This window comes from Streptacidiphilus sp. EB129 (assembly GCF_041262645.1).
Lineage (GTDB): Bacteria > Actinomycetota > Actinomycetes > Streptomycetales > Streptomycetaceae > Streptacidiphilus.
Genome location: NZ_JBGCCS010000002.1, coordinates 238,030 through 257,053, shown reverse-complemented (window position 1 = coordinate 257,053; position 19,024 = coordinate 238,030). Strand labels below are relative to the sequence as shown.

Genomic DNA, 19,024 nt, shown 5'->3' with positions numbered 1-19,024 from the left:
GCCCCGCACGCGGTGTGGTGCGCGGGCCGGATTGAGAACTCAGCGGACCTGGGTGCGACCGGGGCCGGGGCCGGGCGACCGGCGGCGACAGAGGGTCCGTCGCCGCCGGCCGTACTGGTCCGGTCGGTGCGGGTCGTCCACACCCGGCTTGGCTGGGGCGGGCTGTCAGCCCTTGACCTCGTGCAGCATCGCCAGCATGAAGTCACGGGTGTCGAGGATGGCCTGGGTGAAGCCGGCCTCGATGTCGGCGCGGGAGACCTCGCCGGCCGCGAGCAGCTTCTCGACCGTCTCGCAGGTGGCCCGGGCGTGCTCCTCCTCGCCACTGGAGTCGAGGTGGATGTCGAAGAACAGGGTCTCGGCGGTCTTCTCCGGGTACCGCTCCAGCAGCGGAAGGCTGATCAGCGACAGCTGGAAGTCCGACTCGACCTCGACCGCCAGGGCGTAGCCGATGGCGTGGCCCAGCTCGGCCTGGTAGCCCGCGCTGTTCTTGGCGACGAACTCCTGTGCCGACTCCGGCATTTCTCCGAGATCGAAATCGAGGCTCTCCATGAACCGCTTGAAGATTCCCCAGTGGCTGCTCGGGGTGTTCTCCTCGCGGATGATTCCCTTGATGTACTCGCGGTACCAGTCGTTGTCGGTGGCGCGCAGGGTTTCCGGGAGGACCTTCTTGTTGAATCCGTAGTTGGAACCCCAGTAGTAGGCGCTCAGGAACTTCGCAAGTTCCGTTTCGGACAGAGTGTTTCCGAGCACCTCGACATGCATCTCATTGTCGATGTGCCCGTGGCCGCGGGCGCCGGACTTGATGAGCCGGTTCAGCCACTCCAGAGAGGACGGGTCGGCGCGGTCGTCGATTCGGCGGCCGTAGAGCCACTCCAGGTATTCGACGGTGGACTCGAAGGACTGAACGCTGGTCTCGGCCAGCAGGGAAAGCGCGGGGCCGCGCTCCAACTGCGTGTCGGTCATCGTGCTGTGCTCCTTGTTCGGTGGGGTGCGGGAGGGATGTGCTCGTGACGTTCCCGAGCCGGCCGACGGACGACTGCCGGCCGGCGCATCGCGTCACCATGGGCGACTTGTCCGGCTATTGCCGGATAAGTCGTCAGTTTGAGGGCATGCGTTCCCGAAGGATTCATGCGGGAGGTGTGTGCCTCGCGTGGAGGCGGAGGTGGAGCGGGGTGGTGCGCCTGCGGGGCGGAGCCGCCGCGGCCTCAGGTCAGGCGGACGGCTGGGTGCCGCTCACGGGCTGGCTGCCGCCGACGGGCTGGGTGTCGCCCCACTGCGAGTCGGCCACGGTCCGGACCTGCTGGACAGGTGCCCGGTGTGCGCCGGAATTCACGGATTGGACGGGGACGGCGATCGCGAGCGCAGCTATGCTGATCCCTGCGATCTTCGCGACGACATTCAGTGCGCGCTTGCTGTGTGCAGTACTCACTTGTCTTACCCCCGGAGTAGAAGAATGATGGCCTTCCGCTTTTGTCGCTCAGGCGACCGCACCGGCGCTTCCGGGCCCTGACCCGTGTTCTGCGCCTGAATCAATCGTGGCACTGCGTCAGGTCGGACCCCATTGGTTGAGGGAGTGCTGTCCACGCATTGCGCAATCACGCAGGGGGTGCACATGTGTACATCGGCGGGCATATCGGGCGGTCCAGGGGCCGGCGAGCTGTGCGACGAGGGGCTCCGGCGCTACGCGGAGGCCATTGAGACCGGCTTCATCGGGGTCAGCATGGCCCCGGAGTGCCTGATCCACTTCGGGCTGGTCTCGCTGGCCGACGACGGCGTGCTCGTCCCGGTACCCCCGACGACCGCGGCGACCCTGGTCCTCAATCCGCTGCGCCGTGCGGCGCTGGACCAGCTGGAGGTCATCGCCGCCGCGGAGAAGGCGTTCGCCGCCGCCGACCGGGTGCACGCGGTGGCCGAGCGGCACCGCGCCCCCGACGTCCGGTTGATACAGGGCGGGGACACCATCAGTTCGATCCTGCAGGCGGCCGTCGACGGCTGCCAGGACGAGCTGCTCACCATCCAGCCCGGCGGCAGACGCCCGCCCGAACTCCTGGAGCGGGCCCTCCAGAAGGAGTTGATCGCGCTTCGGCGCGGAGTGAAGCAGCGGATCATCTACCAGCACACGGTCCGCAGCCACGAGCCGACGCTGGACTACATCCGCGGCATCTCCGAGGGCGGCGCCCAGGTCCGCACCGTCGACGAGGTCATCGACCGCCTGATCATCTGCGACAGCACGGTCGCCTACATCCCCACCGGACCGCAGCGGGGCCAGGAGGCGCTGGAGGTGCGCCACCCGGCGATCGTCCGGTTCCTCGAAGGGGTCTTCAACAACGTCTGGAACCGGGCCCATCCCTTCGACATGCCGACCCCGGGGGCGGCCAAGCCGCGCATCGTCGCCACCGAGATCCAGAAGGCGATCATGCGGATGCTGGTCCAGGGCCACACCCAGACGAAGATCGCCCGGGAGCTGGGCATGAGCGCACGGACCGTCACCAGCCTGGTCGGCAAGATCTCGGAGGAGCTGGAGAGCGCGAGCCCGACCCAGCTCGGCTACCTCATCGCCACGCACGGACTGCTGGACCAGGAGCCGGGCGCGGTGTGAGCTCCGCGGGCACGGCATTCCATCAGTGCTGTGGGGCTGAGTACTTGAGTTGACTCAGGACTTGCGCCTAGCATGTCGTGCGCCGCCCCCCTGCACTGCCGCCCTGAACCGGCGCAGTGGGTGCGAGTCCCTGGGACGTACCGCACACAACCCGTCCCCGGGCAGCGATTTCTCCGGTCTTCCGGACCACTCAGGCACCTTGCCACACCTTTTCCTGCTGACACCCGCCCGCGTCCGTACGCGGGCTGATGCCACGTCAGCCTCTGCCGAGCTGGTCCCGATCCGAGAGGCAGTACCCCATGGCCCTGTCCGACACGTCCGTGCCCCGACTCCTGATCCGCTATCCGGTCCGCATCATGGTGGTCTCCGCCGGCTTCACGGCGCTCGCCGCCGCCGCGCTGGCCGCCTCCGTCCTCTTCTTCGGCCACGGCGGGCCGCCCGGCGCGGCCGCCGGGTCCCACCCCGTCGCCGCTCCGGCGCTGCCGGCGGTGTTCCGGCTGCTGACCGCGGTCGCCGTGATCGGTGGCCTGGCCCACCTCGGCGGCCGGCTCGCCCGGCGGGTCGGCCAGCCCTCGGTGGTGGGCGAGATCACCGCGGGCATACTGCTCGGCCCGTCGCTCCTGGGCCACTTCCTGCCCTCGGTGAGCCGGGCGCTGTTCCCGCTCGGCATCCGGGCCGACCTCTCCTCGCTGGCGCAGGTCGGGGTGATGCTCTTCATGTTCGCGGTCGGCGTCGAGTTCGACCCCGGGATCCTGCGGCGGCAGCGCGGCGCGATCAGCATGCTGAGCCAGGCGACGATGGTCGTGCCCTTCGCGGTCGCGGTCATGGTGGTGCCGATGCTCTACACCCAGCTGGCCGGCGCCGGTGCGAGCCGGAGCACCTTTGTGATCTTCATGGGCACCGCGATCAGCATCACCGCCTTCCCGGTGCTGGCCCGGATCGTCCAGGACCTGCGACTGACCGGGACCCGGCTCGGCAACCTGGCGATGATCTGCGCCTGCGTCAACGACGTGATGGCCTGGTGCGCGCTGGCGGCGGTGATGAGCGTGATCACGGCGGGGAGCGCGGTGGGCGCCCTGTGGCGGCTGCCGGCCGTCGCGGTCATCGCGACGCTGCTGCTGCTGGTCGTCAAGCCGCTGCTGCAGCGGGCGTCGGACCGGCTCGCCGGACGCAAGGCGTCGACCGCCGCCCGGCTGGTCCCGGTGCTGCTGCTGGTGTTCAGCCTGGCCGCGCTCACCGACCGGATCGGCGTGAACACCATCTTCGGCGCCTTCGTGGCCGGTCTGATCCTGCCCCGTGGGTCAGCCTTCCTCGGTGACGTACCGGAGCGGCTGGGCCAGTTGAACCGGGCCCTGCTGCTGCCGGTGTTCTTCGCCTCGACGGGCCTGGCGCTCGACCTCACCGGCGTCTTCACCAGGACGTCCTACCTGCTCACCGCCGCTCTGATCCTGCTGCTCGCGGTCGGCACCAAGCTGGGCAGCGCCACCCTCTGCGCGCGGGCCGGCGGGATGTCCTGGCGCGACTCACTCGGTCTCGGGATGCTGCTCAACGCCCGTGGGGTGACCGAGATCGTGGTGCTCACCACCGGGCTTCAGATCGGTGTGATCAACCGCACCGCGTTCACCATCATGGTGCTGATGGCGCTGGTCACCACCGGCATGACCGCCCCGCTGCTGCGCCGCCTCGGCCACGGCGCGCCCCTGTCGTCCTGAACGCGTCCCATCGACTCGATCTCTTCAGGCCTCGAATTCTTCCGACCTCGATCCCGCAAGGAGTTCCGCATGGACGTCATGACGGCCATCCTCACGCGTCGCAGCGAGCAGGTGCTCGCGGCTCCGGCACCGGGCGACGCCGAGTTCACCTATCTGCTGCAGGGCGCCACCGCCGCCCCCGACCACGGCAACCTCCGCCCCTGGCGCTGGATCCTGCTGCGCGACGACGACCGGGACATCCTCGGCTCCTGCCTGGCGGCCGAGGAGGACCAGCTGCCCGCCGACCAGGTGCGGGCCCGGCTGAGGCGCGCCCCGCTGGTGGCGGCGCTGGTCTTCGCCCCGCAGGAGGGTCACCGGATCCCCGAGTGGGAGCAACTGGCGGCGGCCAGCTGCATGGCGCACTCGCTGATGCTGCTGCTGCACGCGCGCGGCTACGGCAGCATCTGGCGCACCGGCCGGCTGACCCGCAGCCTCGCGGCGGGCGAGCTGCTCGGGCTCTCCGGTGCCGAACGGCTGCTCGGCTCGCTGGACATCGGTACCCCGGACCCGGCCAGGGCGCGTTCGCCACGCCGTCCGCTGGTCGAGGTCGGCGACCGGGTCACCACCTTCGAATCGGTCCGGGCCCGGCAGGTCGCCGCTGTCTGATCTCGGACTCTGATCCCGGTCGCGCGGCGGGGCCCCGCACGGGGTGCGGAGCCCCGCGGCGGCGCGCGTGGAAGTGGGGAGTGGGCCCGGATGGCGGATGCTCCGCATAATCATGCCTATCTATGTATACAATTCCTGGGTCAATGCCCCCGTCATCCCAGGAGTCCGACCATGGCCTCGAATCTGCGGCACCGGCACTTCCTCAAGGAGCTGGACTTCACCCCCGAGGAGTTCCGCTCACTGCTCGACCTCTCGGCCGAGCTGAAGGCGGCCAGGAGTGCGGGCACCGAGGAGCCCAGGCTTCAGGGCAAGCACATCGCCCTGGTCTTCGAGAAGAGCTCCACCCGGACCCGCTGCGCCTTCGAGGTCGCCGCGGCCGACCAGGGTGCGCGCACCACCTACCTCGACCCCAGCGGCTCCCACCTCGGCAGCAAGGAGTCGGTGAAGGACACCGCCCGGGTGCTCGGGCGGATGTTCGACGGCATCGAGTACCGGGGCTACCAGCAGGCGGTCGTGGAGGAGCTGGCCGCCCACGCCGGGGTCCCGGTGTGGAACGGCCTGACCGACGAGTGGCACCCGACCCAGACCCTCGCGGACTTCCTCACCGTGCTGGAGCACGGTTCCAAGCCGCTCGCCGAGACCGCTCTCGCCTATCTGGGCGACGCCCGCAGCAACATGAGCCACTCGCTGCTGGTCGCCGGTGCGCTGCTGGGCGTGGACATCCGGCTGGTCGCGCCGAAGCAGCTGTGGCCGGCCGAGGAGGTCCAGGCCCAGGCCCGGTCCATCGCCGGGTCCACCGGTGCGCGGATCACCATCACCGAGGACGTGGCCGAGGGCGTGCTCGGTGCGGACTTCGTCTACACCGACGTCTGGGTGTCGATCGGCGAGCCCAAGGAGTTCTGGGCGGAGCGGATCGCGCTGCTCCGTCCCTACCAGGTGTCCATGGAGACGCTGCGGGCCACCGGCAACCCCGGCGCGAAGTTCCTGCACTGCCTGCCGGCCTTCCATGACCTGGAGACCGAGGTGGCCCGCCAGGTCCACGCCGACACCGGGCTGACCGAGCTGGAGGTCACCGACGAGGTCTTCGAGTCGGCGCACTCGCTGGTCTTCGACCAGGCCGAGAACCGGCTGCACACCATCAAGGCCGTGCTGGTCGCGACCCTCGCCGGCTGACCCCGCCGGTGATGACGGAGTAGAGCGTGTAGATCGGCACCGAGGCCACCAGGAGGGCCAGCGCGACGAAGAACACGATCATCGCCACGGTGCCGGTCACGTCCATCAGCCAGCCCGCGGCGTCGCCCAGGCCGTTCAGCAGTTGGTGCATCGGTCGCATCCTCGTCTCGGTCGGTCCGGCCGTCCCCCACGGTAGACCCCGTCCGCCGCGCGCGCCGCAGTGCGTCGCCGTGCGGGCGGGGATGCACTATGGTTATCTCGACATCAAGATATCCTCGGTCTGACGCACAGGGAGACAGTCGTGTCCGCCAACAGCTTCGACGCCCGCAGCTCGCTGCAGGTGGGCGACGAGTCGTACGAGATCTTCAAGCTGGACAAGGTCGAGGGCTCCGAGCGCCTTCCCTACAGCCTGAAGGTGCTCCTGGAGAACCTGCTGCGCACGGAGGACGGCGCGAACATCACCGCCGCCCACATCCGCGCGCTCGCCGACTGGGACGCCACCGCCCAGCCCAACCAGGAGATCCAGTTCACGCCCGCCCGCGTGATCATGCAGGACTTCACCGGCGTCCCCTGCGTCGTCGACCTGGCCACCATGCGTGAGGCCGTCAAGGAACTGGGCGGCGACCCGGCGAAGATCAACCCGCTGGCGCCGGCCGAGCTGGTCATCGACCACTCCGTCATCGCCGACAAGTTCGGCACCAAGGACGCGTTCACCCAGAACGTCGAGATCGAGTACGGCCGCAACAAGGAGCGCTACCAGTTCCTGCGCTGGGGCCAGACCGCGTTCGACGAGTTCAAGGTCGTCCCGCCGGGCACCGGCATCGTGCACCAGGTCAACATCGAGCACCTGGCCCGCACCGTCATGGTCCGCAACGGCCAGGCCTACCCCGACACCTGCGTCGGCACCGACTCGCACACCACCATGGTCAACGGCCTGGGCGTGCTGGGCTGGGGCGTCGGCGGCATCGAGGCCGAGGCCGCGATGCTGGGCCAGCCGGTCTCCATGCTGATCCCGCGCGTGGTGGGCTTCAAGCTGAACGGCCAGCTCCCGGCCGGCGCCACCGCCACCGACCTGGTGCTCACCATCACCGAGATGCTGCGCAAGCACGGTGTGGTCGGCAAGTTCGTCGAGTTCTACGGCGCGGGCGTCACCTCCATCCCGCTGGCCAACCGCGCCACCATCGGCAACATGTCGCCGGAGTTCGGCTCCACCTGCGCCATCTTCCCGATCGACGCCGAGACCATCAGCTACCTCAGGCTGACCGGCCGCTCCGAGCAGCAGCTCGCCCTGGTCGAGGCCTACGCCAAGGCCCAGGGCCTGTGGCACGACCCGTCGGTCGAGCCGGTCTACTCCGAGTACATCGAGCTGGACCTGGCCACCGTGGTCCCCTCCATCGCCGGCCCGAAGCGCCCGCAGGACCGCGTGGTGCTGGCCGAGGCGGCCGAGAAGTTCCGCACCGCCGTGCGCGACTACATCTCCACCGACGACGAGGCGGGCAAGGAGTCCTTCCCGGCCTCCGACGTCCCTGCCGTCGGTAACGGCATCCACAAGCCGACCCTGGTCACCGCCGCCGACGGCTCGACCTACGAGATCGACAACGGCGCGGTCGTGATCGCCTCGATCACCTCCTGCACCAACACCTCCAACCCCTCGGTGATGCTGGGCGCCGCCCTGCTCGCCAAGAAGGCCGTGGAGAAGGGCCTGCACGCCAAGCCGTGGGTCAAGACCACACTGGCCCCCGGGTCCAAGGTCGTCATGGACTACTACGAGAAGGCCGGCCTCATCCCCTACATGGAGAAGCTGGGCTTCAACCTGGTCGGCTACGGCTGCGTCACCTGCATCGGCAACTCGGGCCCGCTGCAGGAAGAGGTCTCCGCCGCGGTCAACGAGCACGACCTCGCGGTGGTCTCGGTGCTCTCCGGCAACCGCAACTTCGAGGGCCGGATCAACCCCGACGTCAAGATGAACTACCTGGCCTCGCCGCCGCTGGTGGTCGCCTACGCCATCGCCGGCAACATGAACGTCGACATCACCCGCGACGCGCTGGGCACCGACGCCGAGGGCAAGCCGGTCTACCTCGCCGACATCTGGCCGTCGGAGCAGGAGATCGCCGAGGTTGTGGCCTCGTCCATCGACCAGGACATGTTCACCAAGGACTACTCGGACGTCTTCGCGGGCGACCAGCGCTGGCAGTCGCTGCCGATCCCCACCGGCAACACCTTCGAGTGGGACAGCGAGTCCACCTACGTCCGCAAGCCCCCGTACTTCGAGGGCATGGCGCACCGGCCGAGCCCGGTCACCGACATCTCCGGCGCCCGGGTGCTGGCCAAGCTGGGCGACTCGGTCACCACCGACCACATCTCCCCGGCCGGCAACATCAAGCCGGGCACCCCGGCCGCGCAGTACCTCACCGAGCACGGCGTGGAGAAGCGCGACTTCAACTCGTACGGCTCGCGCCGTGGCAACCACGAGGTGATGATCCGCGGGACCTTCGCCAACATCCGCCTGCGCAACCAGATCGCGCCGGGCACCGAGGGCGGCTACACCCGGGACTTCACCCAGGCCGACGCACCGGTGTCGTTCATCTACGACGCCGCGCAGAACTACCAGGCCGCGGGCACCCCGCTGGTGATCCTGTCGGGCAAGGAGTACGGCTCGGGCTCGTCCCGCGACTGGGCCGCGAAGGGCACCGCGCTGCTCGGCGTCAAGGCCGTCATCGCCGAGTCCTACGAGCGCATCCACCGCTCCAACCTGATCGGCATGGGCGTGCTCCCGCTGCAGTACCCGGAGGGCGCCAGCGCCGACTCGCTCGGCCTGACCGGCGAGGAGACCTTCTCCATCACCGGCGTCACCGCGCTGAACGACGGCGGCATCCCGGAGACCGTGAAGGTCACCGCAGGGGACATCACGTTCGACGCCAAGGTGCGCATCGACACCCCCGGCGAGGCGGACTACTACCGCAACGGCGGCATCCTGCAGTACGTGCTGCGCTCGCTGATCGCCAAGTAGGCGCACACAGCGGCAGTCGCCCGTGACCGCGTACCCTCCCCGGACGGTGCGCGGTCACGCGCATGTCCGGGGCCGGTACGCGGGTCAGTCGGTCATCAGCAGCCGGTGGATGCGGCGGCCGTCCCCGGTGAGGACGAAGGTCAGCCTGCCCGGGCCGTTGTAGCCGCCGGTGGTGGCGATGTCGACGGTCAGCACCGGGTGCTCCTCCAGGGCGACATGACGGATCGTCAATCGTCCGTCCAGGCCCATGAACTCGCTGCTGTTCCAGAACTCCACCCGGTCCCGGCCGACGAAGACCCGGCCCCAGTCGTCGATGGCGCAGTCGTCGATGGCGCCGTCCGTGGCGAAGAGGTCGGCGAACGCCCGCGCGTCGCCGCGCCGGACCGCGTCGACCAGCTGCCGGACCGGCCCCTCGGGGAGTTCCGGCCCGGTGTCCCGCTCCTCGATGCTCATACCCGCAGTACTCATATCCGCAGTCTCCCCGCGCGGGCGCCGCGCCGCCTCGGTCCGCGGACCTAGGCTCCGGACCTACTCTCCGGGCCGAGGCCCGGCTCAGGTGCGCAGGTAGCCGCGCAGCAGTCGCTTGCACTCGGCGATCAGCACCGGGTCGCCGTCCGGGTCGACCCGGAACGCCAGCCGCAGGATGGCGTCCGCGCACTCCAGCGCGATCCGCAGGGCCAGCCGGGGGTTGGGCCGGGGGTCCGCCGGGTCCTGGCCCTCCTCGGGGAGCAGGCCGGACGCCAGCGTCCAGAGCCGCTCGGCCACCGCGTTGTTGTTGTCCAGGACGGCGTCCAGCAGGTGGATGCTGGCCTCGTCCTCGATGCCTATCGCGCCGAAGTCCACCACGCCGAAGCCGGGCACGGACCGGCGCATCGCGACGTACTCCTCGATCGCCAGGTCCACCAGCGCGCCCACGTCGGCCGGCTGTGCGGCCTCCAGCCGGCCGGAAAGGCGCGCGACGAAGTGCTCCAGGTTGCGTTCGGCCAGCGCGCCGAGCAGCCCCTCGATGCCGGGGAAGAACTGGTAGAGCGTGCCGATCGGCACCTGCGCCCGGCGGGCCACCTCCTTGGTGGTGAGCCCGGTGTAGCCGACCTCGTCGAGGAGTTCCGCGCAGGCGTCCAGGATCCGCTCGAACCGTTCCAGGCTGCGGCGCTGGACGGGGCGTCGGCGTACTGCGGTGTGCATGCTCCCACTCTGCCGGATCAGGTGTAGCGTTGGCGAGCAGATAACGCGAGTACTACTCATGTTCATCAGGAGCGGCCCATGAACCCCACGCCCCGGCTTCCCGACTCCTTCCGCTGGGGCGCCTCGACCGCCGCGTACCAGATCGAGGGGGCCCCGGCCGAGGACGGCAAGGGTGCCTCCATCTGGGACGAGTTCACCGCCCGGCCCGGGGTGATCCGCGACGGGCACACCGGCGACATGGCCTGCGACCACTACCACCGCTACGCCGAGGACGTGGCCCTGATGAAGGGCCTCGGTCTGGACGCCTACCGCTTCTCGCTCTCCTGGCCGCGGATCCAGCCGTCCGGCGCCGGCCCGGTCAATGTCCAGGGACTGGACTTCTACGACCGGCTGGTGGACGAGCTGCTGGCGAACGGCATCGAGCCGACGCCGACGCTGTACCACTGGGACCTGCCGCAGGCCCTGGAGGACGCCGGCGGCTGGCTGCACCGCGACACCGCCCAGTGCTTCGCCGAGTACGCCGCGGTCGCCGCCGGGCGGCTGGCGGACCGGGTCAGCACCTGGATCACGCTGAACGAGCCCTTCGTGCACATGGCGTACGGCTACGCCTTCGGCGTCCACGCCCCCGGCCGGGCGCTGATGCTGGACGCGCTGCCGGTCGCGCACCACCAACTGCTGGGCCATGGGCTGGCGGTGGCCGCTCTGCGCGGGCAGGGGGCGGAGCGGGTGCTGATCGCCAACAACTGCACCCCGGTCCGGCCGGCCGGCGGGAGCCCGGCGGACCTGGCCGCCGCCGAGGCCTACGACACGCTGCACAACCGGCTGTTCAACGACCCGCTGTTCCTCGGCCGCTATCCCGACCTGTCCGCCTACGGCGTCGGCGACCCGTCCTGGGGCGGCGTGGTCCGGGACGGCGACCTGGCGGCCATCGCCGCGCCGCTGGACGGGCTCGGCCTGAACTACTACAACCCGAGCTGGATCAAGGCTCCGGACAACAAGGCTCCGGACAACAAGACGCCGGACAACAAGACGCCGCAGGCCACGGACTCCGGGCTGCCCTTCGAGCTGGTCGAGCCGGACGCGGACGCCTACCCGCGGACCGCCTTCGGCTGGCCGGTGGTGCCGGAGGGCCTGACCGAACTGCTGCTGCGGACCCGGGAGCGCTACGGCGCGGCGCTGCCGCCGGTGTGGATCACCGAGAGCGGCTGCTCGCAGCCGGACGAGCTGGTCGGCGGGGTGGTCGACGACCAGGCCAGGATCGCCTACCTCGGGTCGCACCTCGACGCGGTGGCCGCGGCGGTGGCGCAGGGCGTGGACGTGCGCGGCTACTTCACCTGGTCGCTGCTGGACAACTTCGAGTGGGCCGAGGGCTACCACCAGCGCTTCGGACTGGTGCACGTGGACTTCGCCACCCAGGTCCGCACCCCGAAGGCCTCCTACGCCTGGTACCGCGACAAGATCGCCGCCCACCGGCGCGGCGCGGCCGCCGGCGGCGCACCGAAGTGACGCGGGTCCGGGCCGCGTCCCCGGATGCCGCGTCCGAATGCCGGGTGCCGATGCTGGGTGCCCGGCTAAAACATGAGAGGAACTCATGTCTCCGGATAGCGGCTGGCCCCGGCATAGGTTTGGCAACGATCCCCCTTCAGCCTTGACGGGAGAACGGGGTATTGGCTGAGCTTAGGCTTCACAAGTTGTAGTCGAGCTCCGCCGCAACACCGCGGCAGGGCCCTGGCCGAGCCGGGGTCCGGGAGGGTGAATCATGTCCGTGGAGACGCCGGGATCGCAGTCGTCACTGCACCGCGCCAATCTGGAGCGCGTGCTGAAGGCAGTCCGGATGGCGGGGTCGCTGACCCAGGCGGAGATCGCCCGGACCACCGGACTGTCCGCCGCCACCGTGTCCAACATCGTGCGTGAACTCAAGGAGGCCGAGACCGTCGTCGTCACGCCGACCTCCTCGGGGGGTCGCCGGGCGCGCAGCGTCTCGCTCAGCGCGGACGCCGGCATCGTGGTGGGCGTCGACTTCGGCCACTCCCACCTGCGGGTCGCGGTGGGCAACCTGGCCCACCGGGTGCTGGCCGAGGAGAGCGAGCCGCTGGACACCGACGCCTCCGCCGACCAGGGCTTCGGCCGGGCCGAGCAACTGGTGGGCCGGCTGCTGGCGCAGACCGGCTTCCGCACCGACAAGGTCATCGGCGTCGGCCTGGGCGTACCGGGCCCGATCGACGGGGAGACCGGGGCGCTCGGCTCCACCGCGATCCTCCCCGGCTGGACCGGCATCGCCCCGGGCCGGGAGCTGGCCGGCCGGCTCGGCATGGCGGTGTACGTCGACAACGACGCCAACCTGGGCGCCCTGGGCGAGCTGGTCTGGGGCGCCGGGCGCGGACTGTCCGACCTGGCCTACATCAAGGTCGCCAGCGGCGTCGGCGCGGGGCTGGTGATATCCGGCCAGATCTACCGGGGGCCCGGCGGGACCGCGGGCGAGATCGGCCACATCACCCTGGACGAGTCCGGCCCGGTGTGCCGCTGCGGCAACCGCGGCTGCCTGGAGACCTTCGTCGGCTCCCGGTACGTGCTGAACCTGCTCAGCGCCAGCCACGGGCCCGACCTGACCCTGTCCAAGGTGGTGCAACTGGCCCAGCGCGGCGATCTGGGCTGCCGCCGGGTGCTGGCCGACGTGGGGCGGCAGATCGGCACCGGGGTCGCCAACCTCTGCAACCTGCTCAACCCGCGCCGGGTGATCCTCGGCGGCGACCTCGCCGAGGCCGGTGACCTGGTGCTGGACCCGATACGCGAGTCGGTGGCCCGCTACGCCATCCCGAGCGCCGCCCGGCAGCTGACCGTGGTTCCCGGCACACTGGGTGGGCGCGCCGAGGTTCTTGGAGCCTTGGCGTTGGTAATGTCCGAAATGAGCGATTCCGGGGCATTGCCCGCCGTTGAGAGCAGGGACACCACCCGTTCGGTTGCAGTCCTGCCTTCAGGAAGATAACGAATGGGTTCGGATTCGGGGTAGCTAGGTTTTACTTATTGACGTCAGACTCGCCTGGGAGGTTGACTCCCAGTCACCTCGGTCGCAAAGCAGCGGCCGCGTCAGGGAGGCACCCCAAAACATGAACACGACTCTGCGTCGCACCGTGGTCGCTACCGCCGCGGTATCCATGGCACTCGGCATGGCAGCCTGTGGCAAGGCCGGAAGCTCCAGCTCCTCCTCGTCCTCCTCTGCCGGCTCCTCCTCGTCGGCCGCCGCTGGTGGCGGCACCGGCACCATCGGCCTGCTCCTCCCGGAGAACCAGACCACCCGCTACGAGAAGTTCGACAAGCCGCTGATCGAGGCCAAGATCAAGGAGCTGGCCCCGAACGCGACCGTCGTCTACGACAACGCGGCCGGCAGCGCGGCCACCCAGGCCCAGCAGGTCACGTCGATGATCAACCAGGGCGTGAAGGTCCTGATCCTGGACGCCCAGGACTCCGCCGCCATCAAGAGCTCGGTCCAGGCCGCGGTCGCCAAGGGCATCAAGGTCATCGCCTACGACCGGCTCGCCCAGGGCCCGGTCTCGGCCTACGTCTCCTTCGACAACGAGAAGGTCGGCGAGCTGCAGGGCCAGGGCCTGCTGGACGCCCTCGGCGCCAAGGCCACCCCGACCGCCAAGGTCGTCGAGATCGACGGCGACTCGGCCGACCCGAACGCCGCCGACTTCAAGAAGGGCTTCCAGACCGCCGTCGCGGGCAAGGTCGACATCGCCTACGACGCCTCCGGCCTGTGGAAGCCCGACGTCGCCGCCCAGAAGGCCGCCGCCGCGATCACCCAGCTCGGTGCCGCGAACATCGCCGCCTTCTACTCGGCCAATGACGGCATGGCCGCCGGTATCGTCACCTCGATGAAGAACGCGGGCCTGTCCGCGCTGCCCATCGGTGGCCAGGACGCCCAGCTGGACGCCATCCAGCGGATCATCTCCGGCACCCAGAGCTACACCGTCTACAAGGCGTACAAGCCTGAGGCCGACGCCGCCGCCACGATCGCCGTGGACCTGCTGAACGGCCAGTCCATCACCGGCGTGGCCACCACCACCAAGACCAGCGGCTCCGGCGACCAGGTCCCCTCCGACCTGCTCACCCCGGTCCTGGTGACCAAGACCAACGTCGAGTCCACCGTCGTCGCCGACGGCCTCTACAGCGCCAGCGACATCTGCACCTCGGCCTACGCGGCCGCCTGCACCGCCGCCGGCATCAAGTAGGTCCGACGCAACCGCGCCCCGCACGGGAATTCCCGAGCGGGGCGCCGCGCGGGACCATGGAGGAAGCTCGCCGCCAGTGAGCCGGCGCCCTTCTCCCGTCCTGGGGTCCCGCGCGACCGTCCGTTCCAGTCTGTGTATCTGCCCGCCCGCGCCAGGGACAGCGCGGCGGGCCACCCGAGGCACCGGGTGGCAGTTATTCCCGGGGGGAACCCCCGGCCCCCAAGGAGTTGGTTCACGTGACAAGCGCACCCGTTCTGGCGTTGCGCGGGGTCTCCAAGCGGTTCGGAGCCGTCCAGGCTCTGACCGACGTCGACCTGGAGGTCCACAGCGGCGAGGTCGTCGCCCTGGTCGGCGACAACGGCGCCGGAAAGTCGACCCTGGTCAAGACCATCGCCGGAGTCCACCCGATCGACGAGGGCGTCATCGAGTGGGAGGGCAAGCCGGTGAACATCCACCGGCCGCAGGACGCCCAGCACCTCGGTGTCGCGACCGTCTACCAGGACCTGGCGCTCTGCGACAACCTCGACGTCGTCAGCAACCTGTTCCTGGGGCGCGAGCTGCTGCGCCGCGGCGTGCTGGACGAGGTGGCGATGGAGCAGAAGGCGCTGGAGCTGCTGCAGACCCTCTCCATCCGCATCCCCAGCGTCCGCATCCCGGTCGCCAGCCTCTCCGGCGGTCAGCGCCAGGTGGTCGCCATCGCCCGTGCGCTGGTCGGCGACCCCAAGGTGGTGATCCTGGACGAGCCCACCGCCGCCCTCGGCGTCGAGCAGACCGCGCAGGTCCTCGACCTGGTCGAGCGGCTCCGCGAGCGCGACCTCGGCGTCATCCTGATCAGCCACAACATGGCGGACGTGCGCGCCGTCGCGAGCACCGTGTCGGTGCTGCGGCTCGGGAAGAACAACGGCTCCTTCCCCGTGCAGGAGACCAGCCAGGAGACCATCATCGCCGCGATCACCGGCGCCACCGACAACGCGGTGACCCGTCGTCAGGCACGTACGACGGAGGCGTCGAAGTGAGCAACGGAACCGACCTCAACACGCCCGCCGTACCGGTCACCGACCCCCGGCTGCTGGTCCGCGAAGAGGGCTTCAAGGGCTACCTCACCGAGTTCAAGCGCAAGATGCGCGGCGGCGAGCTCGGCTCGCTGCCGGTCGTCGTCGGGCTGATCATCATCTGGGTGGTCTTCGGCGTCCAGAACAAGACCTTCCTGACCGCGGCCAACTTCGAGACCATCGCCTACTACATGGTGGGCATCGGCACCCTGGGCATCGGCCTGGTGTTCGTGCTGCTGCTTGGTGAGATCGACCTGTCGGTCGGCTCGGTGAGCGGGCTGTCCGCCGCGATCTTCGCGGTGCTCTCGGTCACCCACGGCATGAACATCTGGCTGGCCGGGCTGCTGACCCTGCTCACCGGCGTGGGTATCGGCGCCCTGCAGGGCTGGATCTTCGCCAAGATCGGCGTGCCCGCCTTCGTGGTCACCCTGGCCGGCTTCCTCGGCTGGCAGGGCCTGATGCTCTGGCTGCTCGGGAACACCGGCACCATCAACCTGGCCGACACCGGCTTCATCCACATCCTCGGCGGCAGCTCCTTCTTCCTCGGCGGGGACGTCGCCGGTGGCTACCTGCTGGCCGCCCTGGCCGTGGCCGCCATGCTCGGCGGCTCGCTGCTGGAGCAGAACCGCCGCCGCAAGGCCGGCGTGCCCTACCGCCCCACCAGCGAGATCGCGCTGCGCAGCGGTCTGCTCGCGGTGGCCGCCTTCCTCGCGGCCTACGTGCTCAACCAGCACGCCGGCGTGCCCAACGCCCTGGTGCTCTTCCTGGTCTGCCTGGTGATCGCGGACTTCGTGCTGCGCCGCACCTCCTACGGCCGCAAGGTCTTCGCGGTCGGTGGCAGCATCGAGGCCGCCCGTCGCGCCGGTATCAACGTGGCCATGATCCGGATCTCGGTGTTCGCGATCTGCGGCGGCTTCGCGGCCCTCGGCGGCCTGGTCATCGCCGCCCAGATCACCTCCGCCAACCAGGCCGGCAGCGACCCGATCAACCTGATGCTGGCCATCGCGGCCGCGGTCATCGGCGGCACCAGCCTCTTCGGCGGTCGTGGCACCGTCTGGTCGGCGCTGCTCGGTGTGCTGGTGATCCAGTCCATCAAGACCGGCCTCGACCTGCTCGGCCTGGCGAACTCGGTCGAGTACATGATCACCGGTGGCGTGCTGCTGGCCGCGGTGATCATCGACTCGGTGGCCCGCCGGACCCAGAAGTCCGCAGGGCGCGCCTAGTCGTCCCGTACCCGCCGGCCCAGCCGACCCGGGTCGACCTCTGAGGGGGAGGTCCGCACGGGTGCGGCCGGTGGAACCGACTGCCCGGCACCGAATCGCTCCGGTGCCGGGCAGTCTTCGTGCGTGTACTCCCGGATATCCGGTGATTTCCGCCCGGACTCCTCGTTCCGGGACAAGACGCCGCGGCCGGTCCCCACCTCGGACCGGCCCGTCTAGACTCAACCTCTCAGCTCAGCGACGAAGGAGGAACGGGTGGCCCTGCTGACCCGCATTCGGGGACCCCGCGACCTGGACCGGCTCACCCCAGGACAGCTCACCGTCCTGGCCGAGGAGATCCGTGGATTCCTGGTCGAGGAGGTGTCCAAGACGGGCGGCCACCTCGGTCCCAACCTCGGCGTGGTGGAACTGACCATCGCCCTGCACCGGGTGTTCGACTCCCCGAAGGACCGGGTGCTGTTCGACACCGGTCACCAGAGCTACGTGCACAAGCTGCTCACCGGCCGTCAGGACTTCTCCCGGCTGCGGGTCAGGGGCGGCCTGTCCGGCTACCCGTCCCGGGCCGAGTCCGAGCACGACGTGATCGAGAACTCGCACGCCTCCACCGTGCTGGGCTACGCCGACGGCCTGGCCAAGGCCAACCAACTGCAGGGCCTGACCGACCACAGCGTGGTCGCGGTGATCGGTGACGGCGCGCTGACCGGCGGCATGGCCTGGGAGGCGCTGAACAACATCGCCGAGGCCCAGGACCGCCCGCTGGTGATCGTGGTCAACGACAACGGGCGCTCCTACTCGCCCACCATCGGCGGCATGGCCAACCACCTGGCGACGCTGCGCACCACCCAGGGCTACGAGCGCTTCCTGTCCTGGGGCAAGGACGCGCTGCAGCGCACCCCGGTCGTCGGCCAGCAGATCTTCGAGACCCTGCACGGCGCCAAGAAGGGCCTCAAGGACTTCATCGCCCCGCAGGGCATGTTCGAGGACCTCGGCCTGAAGTACATCGGCCCCATCGACGGCCACGACGCCCAGGCGCTGGAGTCCGCGCTGAAGCGGGCCAAGGGCTTCGGCGGCCCGGTCATCGTGCACTGCCTCACCCAGAAGGGCCGCGGCTACCAGGCCGCCGAGCAGAACGAGGAGGACCGCTTCCACGCCGTGGGCGTGATCCACCCCGACTCCGGCCTGCCGGTGAAGAGCTCCGTCGGCCAGGACTGGACCTCGGTCTTCGGCGAGGAGATGGTCGCCCTCGGCCGCGAGCGCCGCGACCTGGTCGCGATCACCGCCGCCATGCTGCACCCGGTCGGCCTCGCCCCCTTCGCCAAGGAGTTCCCCGAGCGGACCTTCGACGTCGGCATCGCCGAGCAGCACGCGGCGGTCAGCGCGGCCGGTCTGGCCACCGGCGGGCTGCACCCGGTGGTGGCGGTCTACGCGACCTTCCTGAACCGCGCCTTCGACCAGGTGCTGATGGACGTCGCCCTGCACCGCTGCGGGGTCACCTTCGTGCTGGACCGGGCCGGGGTCACCGGCACCGACGGCGCCAGCCACAACGGCATGTGGGACATGTCGATCCTGCAGGTCGTCCCAGGCCTGCGGCTCGCCGCGCCGCGCGACGCCGACCAGCTCCGCGCCCAGCTGCGCGAGGCCGTCCTGGTCGACGACGCGCCGACGGTGGTGCGCTACTCCAAGGGCACGGTCGGCCCGGCGATCCCGGCCGTGGGCCGGATCGGCGGCATGGACGTGCTGCGGGACGGCGGCGAGGCGGTCGGCGCGGTGCGCGCGGACGTGCTGTTCGTCTCCGTCGGCGCGATGGCCGGGACCTGCCTGCAGGCGGCCGAGCTGCTCGCCGCCCGGGGCATCAGCAGCACGGTGGTCGACCCGCGCTGGGTGAAGCCGGTCGACCCGGCGCTGCCCGCGCTCGCCGCCGAGCACCGCGTGGTGGTCACGGTCGAGGACAACGGCCGGGTCGGCGGTGTCGGTGCGACCATCGCCCAGGCGCTGCGCGACGCGGGCGTGGACGTGCCGCTGCGCGACTTCGGCATCCCCCAGGAGTTCCTGGACCACGCCAGCCGCGACCAGATCATGGAACAGATCGGCCTCACCGCCCCCGCCATCGCCGAACGCGTGGCGGCCCTGGTGGTCAAGCAGCACGCCGGCGGGATCACCGTCTGACAGCTCCCCGACGGGGCTCCCGGGGCGGCG

16 protein-coding genes are annotated in these 19,024 nt (G+C 70.2%); 11 read left to right on the top strand and 5 right to left on the bottom strand.

Going from position 1 to position 19,024, the window contains the following annotated elements; translation table 11 throughout:
* Positions 1-165: 165 nt before the first annotated feature.
* Together ABH925_RS03365 and ABH925_RS03360 are read right to left on the bottom strand one after the other, a co-directional pair.
* On the bottom strand, positions 166-963 hold the full coding sequence (locus ABH925_RS03365; protein WP_370145221.1) for a hypothetical protein: 798 nt from the start codon (positions 961-963) through the stop codon (positions 166-168).
* A gap of 247 nt (positions 964-1,210) precedes the next feature.
* A complete protein-coding gene (locus ABH925_RS03360) occupies positions 1,211-1,333 on the bottom strand; it encodes a hypothetical protein (protein ID WP_370145220.1) in 123 nt (40 codons plus the stop codon).
* Between the two features lie 279 nt (positions 1,334-1,612).
* Here ABH925_RS03360 and ABH925_RS03355 point away from each other — a divergent pair, with 279 nt between their 5' ends.
* The 4 genes from ABH925_RS03355 (at position 1,613) to argF (ending at position 6,129) form a co-directional block, all read left to right on the top strand.
* Positions 1,613-2,599 carry a LuxR C-terminal-related transcriptional regulator gene (locus ABH925_RS03355; RefSeq protein WP_370145219.1) on the top strand — a complete coding sequence of 329 codons (987 nt, stop codon included), beginning with the start codon at positions 1,613-1,615 and terminating at the stop codon, positions 2,597-2,599.
* Between the two features lie 299 nt (positions 2,600-2,898).
* Positions 2,899-4,311: a cation:proton antiporter gene (locus ABH925_RS03350; RefSeq protein WP_370145218.1), complete on the top strand. Its 1,413-nt coding sequence runs from the start codon at positions 2,899-2,901 to the stop codon at positions 4,309-4,311.
* 69 nt (positions 4,312-4,380) lie between these two features.
* Positions 4,381-4,956, top strand: a complete 576-nt coding sequence (locus tag ABH925_RS03345; RefSeq protein WP_370145217.1) for a nitroreductase family protein — start codon at positions 4,381-4,383, stop codon at positions 4,954-4,956.
* A 171-nt stretch (positions 4,957-5,127) separates the two neighbouring features.
* Positions 5,128-6,129, top strand: coding sequence for an ornithine carbamoyltransferase (argF, locus tag ABH925_RS03340; protein WP_370145215.1), 1,002 nt, complete (start codon positions 5,128-5,130; stop codon positions 6,127-6,129).
* Here the strand turns inward: argF and ABH925_RS03335 are convergent.
* The gene (locus ABH925_RS03335; RefSeq protein WP_370145214.1) at positions 6,095-6,280 is read right to left on the bottom strand and encodes a hypothetical protein; all 186 of its coding nucleotides are present in this window, start codon (positions 6,278-6,280) and stop codon (positions 6,095-6,097) included. The two genes, argF and ABH925_RS03335, sit on opposite strands and share 35 nt — an antisense overlap.
* Positions 6,281-6,430: 150 nt before the next feature.
* Between ABH925_RS03335 and acnA the strand changes: the two genes are divergently transcribed.
* Positions 6,431-9,139, top strand: a complete 2,709-nt coding sequence (acnA, locus tag ABH925_RS03330) for an aconitate hydratase AcnA (RefSeq protein WP_370145213.1) — start codon at positions 6,431-6,433, stop codon at positions 9,137-9,139.
* Positions 9,140-9,223: 84 nt separating this feature from the next.
* On the opposite strand, the gene ABH925_RS03325 is transcribed toward acnA, so the two are convergent.
* Both ABH925_RS03325 and ABH925_RS03320 read right to left on the bottom strand, forming a co-directional pair.
* Positions 9,224-9,607, bottom strand: coding sequence for a hypothetical protein (locus tag ABH925_RS03325; protein ID WP_370145212.1), 384 nt, complete (start codon positions 9,605-9,607; stop codon positions 9,224-9,226).
* 84 nt (positions 9,608-9,691) lie between these two features.
* Positions 9,692-10,324, bottom strand: coding sequence for a TetR family transcriptional regulator (locus tag ABH925_RS03320; RefSeq protein WP_370145210.1), 633 nt, complete (start codon positions 10,322-10,324; stop codon positions 9,692-9,694).
* 78 nt (positions 10,325-10,402) lie between these two features.
* Here ABH925_RS03320 and ABH925_RS03315 point away from each other — a divergent pair, with 78 nt between their 5' ends.
* The 6 genes from ABH925_RS03315 (at position 10,403) to dxs (ending at position 18,994) form a co-directional block, all read left to right on the top strand.
* Positions 10,403-11,830, top strand: a complete 1,428-nt coding sequence (locus ABH925_RS03315) for a GH1 family beta-glucosidase (RefSeq protein WP_370145209.1) — start codon at positions 10,403-10,405, stop codon at positions 11,828-11,830.
* Positions 11,831-12,089: 259 nt separating this feature from the next.
* Positions 12,090-13,310 (top strand): ROK family transcriptional regulator, encoded by a 1,221-nt coding sequence (locus ABH925_RS03310; protein ID WP_370145417.1) that lies wholly within the window; start codon positions 12,090-12,092, stop codon positions 13,308-13,310.
* A 121-nt stretch (positions 13,311-13,431) separates the two neighbouring features.
* Positions 13,432-14,556 carry a sugar ABC transporter substrate-binding protein gene (locus ABH925_RS03305; RefSeq protein ID WP_370145208.1) on the top strand — a complete coding sequence of 375 codons (1,125 nt, stop codon included), beginning with the start codon at positions 13,432-13,434 and terminating at the stop codon, positions 14,554-14,556.
* Between the two features lie 236 nt (positions 14,557-14,792).
* Complete coding sequence (locus ABH925_RS03300; protein ID WP_370145207.1) at positions 14,793-15,572, top strand: ATP-binding cassette domain-containing protein; 780 nt, start codon at positions 14,793-14,795, stop codon at positions 15,570-15,572.
* Positions 15,569-16,831 carry a sugar ABC transporter permease gene (locus ABH925_RS03295; protein WP_370145206.1) on the top strand — a complete coding sequence of 421 codons (1,263 nt, stop codon included), beginning with the start codon at positions 15,569-15,571 and terminating at the stop codon, positions 16,829-16,831. Before ABH925_RS03300 ends, ABH925_RS03295 begins: the two co-directional genes overlap by 4 nt.
* Before the next feature lie 252 nt (positions 16,832-17,083).
* The gene (gene dxs / locus ABH925_RS03290; RefSeq protein ID WP_370145205.1) at positions 17,084-18,994 is read left to right on the top strand and encodes a 1-deoxy-D-xylulose-5-phosphate synthase; all 1,911 of its coding nucleotides are present in this window, start codon (positions 17,084-17,086) and stop codon (positions 18,992-18,994) included.
* Positions 18,995-19,024 lie beyond the last annotated feature (30 nt).

Coding starts and splice junctions, on each gene's coding strand:
- ABH925_RS03315 (WP_370145209.1), top strand. CDS start 10,403: ATGAACCCCACGCCCCGGCTTCCCGACTCCTTCCGCTGGGGCGCCTCG.
- ABH925_RS03325 (WP_370145212.1), bottom strand. CDS start 9,607: ATGAGTACTGCGGGTATGAGCATCGAGGAGCGGGACACCGGGCCGGAA.
- ABH925_RS03355 (WP_370145219.1), top strand. CDS start 1,613: ATGTGTACATCGGCGGGCATATCGGGCGGTCCAGGGGCCGGCGAGCTG.
- ABH925_RS03335 (WP_370145214.1), bottom strand. CDS start 6,280: ATGCACCAACTGCTGAACGGCCTGGGCGACGCCGCGGGCTGGCTGATG.
- ABH925_RS03350 (WP_370145218.1), top strand. CDS start 2,899: ATGGCCCTGTCCGACACGTCCGTGCCCCGACTCCTGATCCGCTATCCG.
- ABH925_RS03365 (WP_370145221.1), bottom strand. CDS start 963: ATGACCGACACGCAGTTGGAGCGCGGCCCCGCGCTTTCCCTGCTGGCC.
- ABH925_RS03320 (WP_370145210.1), bottom strand. CDS start 10,324: ATGCACACCGCAGTACGCCGACGCCCCGTCCAGCGCCGCAGCCTGGAA.
- argF (WP_370145215.1), top strand. CDS start 5,128: ATGGCCTCGAATCTGCGGCACCGGCACTTCCTCAAGGAGCTGGACTTC.
- ABH925_RS03345 (WP_370145217.1), top strand. CDS start 4,381: ATGGACGTCATGACGGCCATCCTCACGCGTCGCAGCGAGCAGGTGCTC.
- ABH925_RS03305 (WP_370145208.1), top strand. CDS start 13,432: ATGAACACGACTCTGCGTCGCACCGTGGTCGCTACCGCCGCGGTATCC.